The 10,768-nt window shown below is 59.9% G+C and carries 8 protein-coding genes and 1 pseudogene; 8 read left to right on the top strand and 1 reads right to left on the bottom strand.

The window, feature by feature from the left end; all coding sequences use genetic code 11:
- From JTP94_RS06930 to JTP94_RS35745, 7 genes and pseudogenes are all read left to right on the top strand, one after another.
- Positions 1 to 215 (top strand): annotated as a pseudogene (locus tag JTP94_RS06930) (bifunctional methylenetetrahydrofolate dehydrogenase/methenyltetrahydrofolate cyclohydrolase); the annotation flags it as partial.
- Positions 216 to 327: 112 nt separating this feature from the next.
- Positions 328 to 1,461, top strand: coding sequence for an aminomethyltransferase family protein (locus JTP94_RS06925; protein ID WP_204849801.1), 1,134 nt, complete (start codon positions 328 to 330; stop codon positions 1,459 to 1,461).
- A gap of 9 nt (positions 1,462 to 1,470) precedes the next feature.
- Positions 1,471 to 2,076: a dimethylamine monooxygenase subunit DmmA family protein gene (locus JTP94_RS06920; RefSeq protein WP_204849800.1), complete on the top strand. Its 606-nt coding sequence runs from the start codon at positions 1,471 to 1,473 to the stop codon at positions 2,074 to 2,076.
- A complete protein-coding gene (locus JTP94_RS06915) occupies positions 2,073 to 3,038 on the top strand; it encodes a 2Fe-2S iron-sulfur cluster-binding protein (protein WP_204849799.1) in 966 nt (321 codons plus the stop codon). Before JTP94_RS06920 ends, JTP94_RS06915 begins: the two co-directional genes overlap by 4 nt.
- Positions 3,039 to 3,067: 29 nt before the next feature.
- Positions 3,068 to 4,108, top strand: a complete 1,041-nt coding sequence (locus JTP94_RS06910) for a DUF3445 domain-containing protein (protein WP_204849798.1) — start codon at positions 3,068 to 3,070, stop codon at positions 4,106 to 4,108.
- Between the two features lie 67 nt (positions 4,109 to 4,175).
- A complete protein-coding gene (locus JTP94_RS06905; protein WP_204849797.1) occupies positions 4,176 to 5,513 on the top strand; it encodes an NAD(P)-binding domain-containing protein in 1,338 nt (445 codons plus the stop codon).
- A 116-nt stretch (positions 5,514 to 5,629) separates the two neighbouring features.
- Positions 5,630 to 6,229: a PAS domain-containing protein gene (locus JTP94_RS35745; protein ID WP_204849796.1), complete on the top strand. Its 600-nt coding sequence runs from the start codon at positions 5,630 to 5,632 to the stop codon at positions 6,227 to 6,229.
- Positions 6,230 to 6,302: 73 nt separating this feature from the next.
- On the opposite strand, the gene JTP94_RS06895 is transcribed toward JTP94_RS35745, so the two are convergent.
- A complete protein-coding gene (locus JTP94_RS06895) occupies positions 6,303 to 8,672 on the bottom strand; it encodes a DUF1989 domain-containing protein (RefSeq protein WP_204849795.1) in 2,370 nt (789 codons plus the stop codon).
- A 244-nt stretch (positions 8,673 to 8,916) separates the two neighbouring features.
- Between JTP94_RS06895 and JTP94_RS06890 the strand changes: the two genes are divergently transcribed.
- Positions 8,917 to 10,701, top strand: a complete 1,785-nt coding sequence (locus tag JTP94_RS06890) for an APC family permease (RefSeq protein WP_204849794.1) — start codon at positions 8,917 to 8,919, stop codon at positions 10,699 to 10,701.
- Positions 10,702 to 10,768: the final 67 nt, after the last annotated feature.

Raw genomic sequence — 10,768 nt, 5'->3', positions numbered from 1 at the left:
TGATCGATGTCGGCATCAACCGCATTGCCGCTCCGGAGCGCGGCGAGGGCAAGAGCCGGCTGGTCGGTGATGTCGCCTATGTAGAGGCTTCGGATGTCGCTGCTGCCATCACGCCGGTTCCAGGCGGCGTCGGGCCGATGACGATCGCCATGCTGATGGCCAATACGGTCATTGCCGCCCATCGCGCCGCGGGCAGGCAGCCGCCGAAGTTTTGAGGAAAATGCCTTCCGGATGGCGACAAAAAACCACTCGGATCGGCTTGCCAAGACACGAAAGACGATTATAGTCAGGAAATAAATATTCCATAGAAGAAAATGAGGGAACGAAATGGCATTATCATGGCGTTTCTCCGCCTTGGCGGACCGGCACCGTGCTCTCGGATCGAAACTCGAAGACTGGAGCGGTATGGGAACCGCCTGGACCTACGAGAAGGACATGTCGGACGAACATGTCGCGATCCGCACCAAGGCCGGCATTATGGATGTTTCCGGCCTCAAGAAGGTACATCTGGTCGGCCCGCACGCAATCGCTGTGCTCGATTATATCACCACCCGCGACATGTCGAAGATCTATCCCGGCCGCTCGGTCTATGCCGCGATGCTGAACGATCGCGGCTACTTCACCGACGACTGCATCGTCTATCGTACAGGCCCGAATTCCTGGATGCTGGTGCATGGTTCGGGCTCCGGCCACGAGGAGCTCACCAAGCAGGCAGCGGGCCGCAACTGCGCCGTCCTTTTCGACGACGATCTGCATGATCTGTCGCTGCAGGGCCCGGTTGCCGTCGATTATCTTGCCAAATATGTGCCCGGTATCCGCGACCTCAAATATTTCCATCACATGCAAACGACGTTGTTCGGCGCCCCTGTGATGATCTCGCGCACCGGCTATACTGGCGAGCGCGGCTACGAGATTTTCGTGCGCGGCCAGGATGCACCGATGGTCTGGGACCGCATCGTGGCGGAAGGCGAGGACATGGGGATCATTCCCTGCTGCTTCAGCGTTCTCGACATGCTGCGCGTCGAAAGCTATCTGCTTTTCTATCCCTATGATAACTCGCAGATGTATCCCTTCGCCGATCAGCCGCCCGGCGACAGCCTCTGGGAGCTCGGCCTCGACTTCACCGTCAGCCCCGGCAAGACCGGCTTCAGGGGTGCCGAGGAACATGCCCGCCTCAAGGGCAAGGAACGCTTCAAGATCTTCGGCATGCTCATCGATGCTGACGGCCCGGCCGATCTTGGCGACGAGGTCTTTGCCGATGGCAAAAAAGTCGGCGTCATTACCTGCCCGTGCTATTCTGCGCTGACGAAGAAGTCCATGGCGATTGCCCGTCTCGACGTCGACAAGGCGGTTCAGGGCACGAAGCTCGAGGTGCGCGGCAAGAGCCTGAAGGCAAGCGCCATCGCTCACACGCTGCCCTTCGACGATCCGGAAAAGAAAAAGAGGACGGCTATCGGTTAGGAGGCGCTCATGCTTGTCGAAGGCATCAAGAGCCGACCGGTCTACAAAGGCCTTTCGATCCAGCCGCACGCCCGGCGGCACATCTTCGTGCTGGAAGGCGAGGGCGCCAATGCTCTCCTCGACCAGATGGCCGCGCTTGATGACACGATCCTGTCGCGCAGCGAGATCCTCTACGTCGCGCGCGGTTCGCAAGGCGAAGGCCATGACGAGACCCTGCGCGGCCTCGGCGCCGACATGTTCTTCACGGCGCCGACGATCGCAACGCTGCTCTTTCGCCTGAAAGGGTCGCTCGCGACCGCCCATATGGGCACGCGACTATATATCGCCGGCGCTGAGGGCTTCATCGGCCAGGCGATGATGGTGGCGCTCGACTACGGCATGGACCATGCCTCGATCATCACGGAGCATCGCGGCTCCCTGGCGCGCCGCGTGCAATGCGTCCATTGCAAGGGCATCACCGATGATGTCACGCATAGTCCCTTCATCTGCAGCCATTGCGAACTCCCGCTTCTGGTGCGAGATCATTATTCGCGCCGCCTCGGCGCCTTTCAGGGCGTCAATATCGATGCGGAAGAGCCCGGCAGTGCGCCCGATCCGGAGGAGTTGTTCCTGTGAGCGGTGGTACAGAAATTCCGGTTCGCGTTGCCAAGGTCACTCCGGTTGCCGACCGTATCAAGCGTTTCCGCTTCGAGCGTCTCGACGGCAAGCCGATGCCTTATTTTTCCGGCGGCGCGCATGTGATCGTTTCGATGAACGATGAAGGACATATGCGGCGCAACGCCTATTCGCTGATGTCGCCGCCGCATGATTGCTCGGCCTATGAGATCAGCGTGCTGCGCGTCGAGGATTCGCGCGGCGGTTCCGCCTTCATGCATGAGAAGGTGAGCGAGGGCGATGAACTCAGGGTCAGCTATCCGGTCAATCTTTTCCAGCCGGATTGGCGTGGCCGCAAGCATCTGCTGATTGCCGGCGGCATCGGCATCACGCCGTTCATTGCCATGATGCAGCAGTTTTCCCGCGAAGGTGCCAATTTCGAGCTGCATTATGCCGTGCGCTCTCTGGATCGTGGGGCCTATTGCCGGGAGCTTGTCGAACAATATGGCTCGCAAAGGGTGAAGATCTATTGCGACGCCGACCGCAATTTCATCCCCGTCGCCCGGCTCCTCGAAAGCCAACCGCTCGGCACGCATCTCTATGTCTGCGGCCCCTCTGGTATGATCGACGGCGTGCTGAAAACGGGTCTGGAAGCAGGGTGGCCGGAACAGAACCTGCATTCCGAACGCTTCCTTTCCTCGCAACCCGGCAAGCCCTTCTCGATCGAGCTGACGCGCTCGGGTAAGACGGTTCATGTCGGCCATCACGAGAGTATGCTGGAGGCGATCGAGGCTGCCGGCGTCGATGCGCCTTTCCTCTGTCGCGGTGGTGCCTGCGGACAATGCGAGACTGGTGTTGCCGTCTGCGACGGCAAGCTTTTGCACCACGACGTCTATCTGACCGATGAAGAAAAGGCGTCCGGCCGAAAGGTGATGATCTGTGTTTCCCGTTTCGAGGGAAGCGCGCTGCATCTCGACCTTTAGGCATCGGACCGATACCCAGGAGAACGGACATGGCAATCGCCTTCAAGCAGGAAACCTTCCGGGACGATTTCAGCTATCGCAACAGTCCGGAAAACATCCGGCGCTTTCCGTTTCCCTTCGACCGCGACGAGTACATGTATTCCGTCAACATGGAACCGCATGTGAAGGGGCAGAAGGATACGATCTACGAAAGCCTGATCGACGTCGACGAGCATTACGTCGCCGAGATGCGCGACCGGGCGCTGGTGCTGAAGGAAGATCCGCTGCGTTATCAGGCGCTGCCGCATATGATGTCGGCGCAGTGGGATACGCTGGAGCTGCTGATGGAAGAGCAGGCCGCCGGCTATCCCGAGCATTTCACGCTGATCAGAAACGGCGACCAGTGGCGCTGGATCAACCGGCCGCTCGGCATCGACGACACCTTCACTTTCGGCGATGCATCAACGCTGCCCTATGAACCCTTCGAATACATCACCCGCCAGGCACAGGGCGATTTTTGTATCGTCGACCAGCGCGACGGCAATCTCTGGATGGATGCCGGAATGGTGACGACCCAGGCCGACTGGTCGCTCGATTTCGATATCGGCATGAACTTCATGGAATGGCATGGGCCGGTGCCGCTCGCCCACCAGATCGGCGTCTTCGACCGCGCTTTGAAGTTCCTGCTGAACCTGCAGCAGGGCAAACCGACACGCCGGTTCAACTGGACAATGACGATCAATCCCCGCCTCGATACCAGCCCTGAAAACTATCCGAAATGGGGGCCGGATCGCACCACCGTGACGCCGGAGAATGTCGGCGAGAAGGTGCATCTGCGCGTGGAGTTGCAGAGCCTCTGGCGCCTGCCGCGCTCGAATGCCATCCTCTTCGTGATCCGCTGCTATCTGATGAACATGGATGAGCTCGTGACGGTGCCAAAATGGGCACGCCGTTTCCCGCGCGTGCTGCGCACCCTGCCGCCGGAACTCATTGACTACAAGGGCCTGACACGCTTCCGCGAGACCACCATCGACTGGCTTTCGACCTATGACGACGGGGCACCAACCAGCCCCGGCATCTTCCCGGATTGATCCCGTCCCAGTGCCAGACGACTGCATGCGATAAGAACTTCGATACAATCGAGAAGGGGAATGCTTCATGACAAGAGTTGCCGTTATCGGTGCCGGCCCTTCGGGACTAGCCCAGTTGCGGGCCTTCCAATCGGCAGCACAGAAAGGCGCCGAGATCCCGGAAGTCGTCTGCTACGAAAAGCAGTCCGACTGGGGCGGGCTTTGGAACTACACCTGGCGCACCGGCCTGGACGAATATGGTGAGCCTGTCCACGGCAGCATGTACCGATACCTCTGGTCGAACGGCCCGAAGGAATGCCTTGAATTTGCTGACTATTCGTTCGAAGAGCATTTCGGCAAACCGATCGCCTCCTATCCGCCGCGCGCCGTGCTCTGGGACTACATCAAGGGCCGCGTCGAGAAGGCCGATGTGCGCAAGTGGGTGCGTTTCAGCACGCCCGTTCGCATGGTGCGCTTCGATGATGAGACGAAGAAGTTCACGGTGACGGCGCATGACCGTACGCAGGACCGGATGTATGACGAGGAGTTCGATTACGTCGTGGTTGCGAGCGGCCACTTCTCGACGCCGAATGTCCCCTATTTCGAAGGCGTGAAGACCTTCAACGGCCGCGTGCTGCATGCCCACGACTTCCGCGACGCGGTGGAATTCAAGGGCAAGGACGTACTGCTTGTCGGCCGCAGCTATTCGGCCGAGGATATCGGCTCGCAATGCTGGAAATACGGCGCGAAGTCGGTCACCACGAGCTATCGCTCGAAGCCGATGGGCTTCAAATGGCCCGGGAATTTCGAGGAGCGGCCGCTGCTGACGCGGCTGGAAAACAAGACGGCCCATTTCCTCGATGGCTCCTCCAAGGAGGTCGATGCGCTGATCCTGTGCACCGGATACCAGCATCACTTCCCCTTCCTGCCTGATGATCTGCGCCTGAAGACGGCCAATCGTCTATGGGCAGACCATCTCTACAAGGGAGTGATCTTCGACACCAACCCGCAGCTGTTCTACATCGGCATGCAGGACCAGTTCTACACCTTCAACATGTTCGACGTGCAGGCCTGGTGGGCGCGCGATGTCATGATGGGCCGCATCAAGCTGCCGCCGGAAGAGGACCTGAAGGCGAATTTCGACATGTGGCGCGCCCGCGAGGAAACGCTCGAGGATGCCGAGCAGATGATCTGGTACCAGGGCGACTATGTGAAGGAGCTGCTCGCCGAGACCGATTATCCGAGTTTCGATATCGAAGGCACGAACAAGACCTTCATGGAATGGGAGCATCACAAGGCTGAAAGCATCATGGGCTTCCGCGACCATGCCTATCGTTCGCTGATGACCGGCAACATGTCGCCCAAGCATCATACGCCCTGGGTCGATGCGCTTGATGACTCGATGGAAGAATATCTGCGCAACTGATGCGCACGCCACAATCCCGCGTAACCGGCAAGGGAGGCTCAGCGCCTCCCTTGCCGGCGTATTTGAGTTGAGACGAAGCAATTTGATCAGCCACTTTTTCTTCGGGTACGGCCTTCATGGATTTCCAAACTAGCGTTCTTGGCCGCATGAGCGGCTTCCTCTATCGCTGCCGCGCTGACGAGAACTATACGATGCTGGAAATGACCGACGGCGTCGAACGCATCTTCGGTTATCCCGTCGACGAGATCATCGGCAACCGCACGCGAACCTTCACCTCCATCATGTACGAGGAGGATGTTCCGCTCATGGACGAGGTTGTCGGCAAGGCACTGGAAAGCCGCGCCGACTGGACGATGGAGTACCGGATACGCCATCGCGACGGTCATCTCATCTGGGTGACGGAGACTGGCGGCGGCGTATGGGACGAGGTCGGGGAGCTGCTCTACTTGGAGGGCAGCATCATCAACATCGAGTCGCTCTATCAGCGCATCGACGAACAGACATCGGGCATGCGGGTTACGGCCTCTAAGACCAACGAGATCCTGCAGTCGCTGCGCTACCTGAAGCTGCTTGCGGTCAATGCTGGCATCGAGGCTGCGAGAGCCGGAACGGCGGGATCGGGCTTCGCGGTGCTGGCGGCGGAGATGCGCACGCTTGCCAATTCCTCCGAGGAGGCGGCGCGAGCGATCTCGAATGCGCAGAGGAAAGCGGAATAAGTAACCGCTCTATCCTATTGTTTTTGCCCAATTCCGGTCGCAAAACCACTGCGTACTTTTCCTGGAATTGCTCCTACGAGCGCGGCCGTGTCTTCTGCGGATCGTAGTGCGACAGCGGCACGATCACAGCCGGCAGGCGTTTCTGGTGGCCGTCGAGCTTGCCGATTTCGACCTTGGTGCCGACACCGGCATGCAGGACATCGACGCGGGCAAGCGCGATCGTCTTGCCGAGGATCGGCGAGCGGGTCGCGCTGGTGATCACGCCGACCTGGGCGCGGCCGATATGGATGCAGTCTCCATGTCCGACCGCTTCGTTGGCCTCGATATCGAGCCCGACCATCAGATGGCGCGGATTTTCTTTTCGCCTTATCAATGCCTCGCGGCCGATAAAATCATCCTGCTTGGATTTCAATGGCACGGTGAAGCCGATGCCGGCCTCGAAGGGATCGGTCTGGTCGGTGAATTCATGATGGGCGAAGATCAGGCCGGCCTCGATGCGGACCATATCCAGCGCCTCCAGGCCCATGGGTTTCAAATCATATGGCTCACCGGCCCTCCAGACGGCATCGAAGACAGTGGCCGCATCCTTCGGATGGCAGAAGATCTCGTAGCCGAGCTCACCGGTATAGCCGGTACGCGAGACGACAACCGGCGCTCCTTCGAAGTGACCGATACGGCCCACTGCGAAACGGAACCATTCGAGCTCGCCGATCGTCGGTTGGCGTGGCGCCGTCCAGATGATCTCCTTCAGGATGTCGCGGCTCTTCGGGCCTTGCAGCGCGATATTGTGCATCTGGTCCGTGGACGAGCGGACCCAGGCCTTGAACCCCTTCTTCTCCGCCTGCTCCCGCAGCCAGATGCCGCTATAGTCATCGCCGCCGATCCAGCGGAAATTCTTGTCGCCGAGACGAAAAAGCGTCCCGTCATCGATCATGCCGCCGTTTTCGTAGCACATGGCGGAATAGACGACCTGGCCGGTCGATAGCTTGCGCACATCGCGGGTCAGGCAATATTGCAGCAGCTCCTCCGCGTCCGGTCCCGTCACCTCGAATTTGCGCAGCGGCGAGAGGTCGATGACAACAGCTCGTTCGCGGCAGGCCCAATATTCCTCGACTGGTCCTTCCGAGGAAAAGCGATTCGGCAGCCAAAAGCCGCGATATTCGGTGTAATCCCGCGTCAGTGCGGAGAGGCGGGGGTGAAACGCGGTTTCCCGCGTCAGTTCTGCGTCAGCGTCAGGGGTCATGCGATAGGCTACCGCTCGTGTGAATTTCTCTTTGCCGGAAAATGTGCGGACATGGATATCGGTCGGGTCCCAGCCATTGGCCGCGTCGATATCATCCGGACAGGAGGAGGAGACACAGACAAGGTCGGTTAGTGCCCGCATCAGTACATAGTCGCCCGGCCGCGACCAGGGTTCGTCGAGATAGAGCTGATTATTGTGGTCGATATTGGTGTTGTAGAAGTAGTTGAGCGCTTCCCAGCCCTTGCGGCCGGAGATGCCGTAAGGCGCGAGTACTGCGTTGAAATTGTCGGTGCAGTTCACGTGGCCGGGATAGCCCATATCGTCGTAGTAACGTGAATTGCAGGCCGTGGCGAAGGCATCGTGCCGGCCGACGGTGTCCTGAACGATTTCTATAAGCGGCTCGAAATCCCGGTCGAAGGCTTTGGAAGGCAGGCCCGGGGTGGGATAGCTGCGGCCGAGCAGGGTGCGCGTGACGGTGGAATCGAGCGCGAGATCGAGCCCCTTGTCCACCTTGCGGGCGGCAAAGGCCTGGAAATCAGTGCACTGCCGCCCATAGACGTCGATGATCTGGATGAACTCGCCGGCGCGCACGAAATAGGCGGAGGCGGTCGCGGCCTTGATGCGGATATCCTCGATCGGATCGGCCAAAGGCTCGGGCAGGGCGGAGGCATAGTCGCGGAGAATCGTCGCGCGCCGGATCCTGATCTCCACCGGCGTTGCCGTATCCTGTGCCTCCGGCGACATGGCAGCACCCGGGGCGCAGGCGATGAGCAGGCCCTTCAGAGCGATGGTGAATTCAGCCGTGCTGCCGGGCGGCGAGGCTTCGCCGAAAATGCTAAGAGCGCCTGCCGCGCCGAGATCGGCACCGCGCCGCTGCAATGCCGCGCGCACGCGCGAAGCGCTTTCGTCTTTGGAGGACAGGATAGACTTCAATCCTTCGGCGGCACAGGTGAAAGCGGCACCCAATCCGGCGGATTGAAAGCGGCCCTTCTCGTCGAGAAAGGATAGCTCGCAGGTCTGTCCGCCTTCGCAGTCGGTCAGCGTGATTCGATCGCCCGCCTCGACACGCACGACGACCGTTCCACCGCCCTTGCAGCGATAGCGTTCGGTGTCAGACGACAGCGCCGGAATGCCCGGATAACGGACAATGCTCGCCGAAACGGGCCGTATTCCGGCGATCGTCGGATGGAGTTCTCGCATATGGCCCTCTCGGGAAAACGAGGTGCGTTACGGCACCGGAATCATGCTGACAAAATGCCGTCGGAAAGTAAAGGGATATTGACTAGAAAGAAAATATCTTCACTATGTATAAAGGCTTGGTATTTGGAAATCCGCGCACAGACGCGGCTCGCGAAAACCTCCAGCAAGCCCGGAATGCCATGGGAGGCACGTTCAGGGAGACGTAGGAGAGATACGTCCGGAACAAAGATGGGGAACATCACCAATGACGGATATTGTCGACGCCGGCGCTTCCGCTGGCACCGAAGGTAAGCTTATACGCGCGCTCGATTGGAAGGGCGCGTTCTGGGTGGCTGCGGGCGTGCCGCCGCTCGTTCTCTTCTCCATCGGCGGTATCGCCGGCACGACGGGCAAGCTCGCCTTCGTCGTTTGGATCATCTCGATGATCATGGGGTTCCTGCAATCCTTCACGTATGCGGAAATCGCCGGCATGTTCGGCAACAAGTCCGGTGGTGCTTCGGTCTACGGCGCGACCGCCTGGCTGCGTTACTCGAAGTTCATCGCGCCGCTTTCCGTCTGGTGCAACTGGTTCGCCTGGTCGCCGGTGCTATCGCTCGGCTGCGCCATCGCCGCGGGCTATATTCTCAATGCCTTCTACCCGATCCCGGCAGCAGATTCGCAGGCCGTGCTCAGTTGGATCAGCGCCCATGCAACATCCATTACGGCGGATAGCCCGCGGATTGCCGAATATATTGCGGCTCACGCCGGTACGTCGCCGCAGGATGCCGTAACAGCGCTGCTCAGCGCCGATGGCGTTGCCGCGCTGACGCCTGCCGTTCGCAACTGGTCTCTCTTCAGCTTCAACATTCCCTTCCTCGCAACGGCCAACATCAACGCCACTTTCTTTATTGGCGGTATCCTGATGCTGATCATTTTCGCGATCCAGCATCGCGGCATCTCCGAGACGGCAAGCGTGCAGAAGTGGCTGGCAATCATCGTTCTCGTGCCGTTGCTGATCATCGGCATCTATCCGATCGTCAGCGGCCAGATCCTCTCCACCAACGTCACCGGCCTCGTGCCGCCGACGGCGGCTTATGCCGCTACCGATGGCACCTGGAGCAATGGCGGCTGGACGCTCTTCCTCGGCGGCCTCTATATCGCGGCCTGGTCAACCTACGGCTTCGAAACCGCCGTCTGCTATACGCGTGAGCTCAAGAACCCGAAGACGGATACGTTCAAGGCGATCTTCTATTCCGGTCTTGCCTGCTGCGTCTTCTTCTTCCTCGTGCCTTTCGCCTTTCAAGGCGTGCTCGGCCATTCCGGCATGCTGGCGCCCGGCATCGTCGATGGCACTGGTGTCGGCGAAGCGCTCGGTGGCCTAATCGGCGCCGGCCGCATCGTCACGCAGCTGCTCGTCATCCTGATGATCATGGCGCTCTTCCTCGCCATCATGACCGCCATGGCCGGTTCGTCGCGCACACTCTATCAGGGCTCGAAGGATGGCTGGCTACCGAAATATCTCGACCATGTGAACGAGAATGGCGCGCCGACCAGAGCGATGTGGACGGACTTCGCCTTCAACCTCGCCCTTCTCGCCATAGCGTCGGATACCAGCGGCTATTTCTTCGTGCTCGCCGTCTCCAACGTCGGATACATCATCTTCAACTTCCTCAATCTCAACTCCGGTTGGATCCACCGCATGGATTCCGGCCATATCGAGCGTCCCTGGAAGGCGCCAGCCTGGCTCATCGGCCTCAACACCGTTCTTGCCTTCGTAAATGCGCTCTTCCTCGGTGCCGGCGCCAAGGTCTGGGGCTATGCGAATGCACTCTGGATCGGCTTTGCTTTCGCCGCGTTGATCCTGCCGGTTTTCGCCTACAGGCATTATGTGCGCGACGGCGGCAAGTTCCCGGCCGGCGCCATGGATGATCTGGGTCTTGTCGGTCAGGATCTCGGTGTGAAGAAAGCGGGAATTCTGCCCTACCTGGCGTTGGTCGGTGGCCTTGCCATCGTACTGATTGCCAACTGGGCATTCCAGCTGCCGGCGTAGAGAAGCCGTAGCTTCCACAATGACAAACCCCGCCGCGTCTGTGCACGGCGGGGTTTGCTTTTTCTAT

Source organism: Martinezella lusitana (assembly GCF_016901135.1).
GTDB classification, from domain to species: domain Bacteria; phylum Pseudomonadota; class Alphaproteobacteria; order Rhizobiales; family Rhizobiaceae; genus Rhizobium; species Rhizobium lusitanum_D.
This window is presented reverse-complemented; position numbering and strand designations above follow the sequence as displayed.

Excerpts from the sequence above, each read along its gene's own strand:
- JTP94_RS35745 (WP_204849796.1), top strand. The coding sequence starts at position 5,630 with ATGGATTTCCAAACTAGCGTTCTTGGCCGCATGAGCGGCTTCCTCTAT.
- JTP94_RS06925 (WP_204849801.1), top strand. The coding sequence starts at position 328 with ATGGCATTATCATGGCGTTTCTCCGCCTTGGCGGACCGGCACCGTGCT.
- JTP94_RS06895 (WP_204849795.1), bottom strand. The coding sequence starts at position 8,672 with ATGCGAGAACTCCATCCGACGATCGCCGGAATACGGCCCGTTTCGGCG.
- JTP94_RS06905 (WP_204849797.1), top strand. The coding sequence starts at position 4,176 with ATGACAAGAGTTGCCGTTATCGGTGCCGGCCCTTCGGGACTAGCCCAG.
- JTP94_RS06910 (WP_204849798.1), top strand. The coding sequence starts at position 3,068 with ATGGCAATCGCCTTCAAGCAGGAAACCTTCCGGGACGATTTCAGCTAT.
- JTP94_RS06890 (WP_204849794.1), top strand. The coding sequence starts at position 8,917 with ATGACGGATATTGTCGACGCCGGCGCTTCCGCTGGCACCGAAGGTAAG.
- JTP94_RS06920 (WP_204849800.1), top strand. The coding sequence starts at position 1,471 with ATGCTTGTCGAAGGCATCAAGAGCCGACCGGTCTACAAAGGCCTTTCG.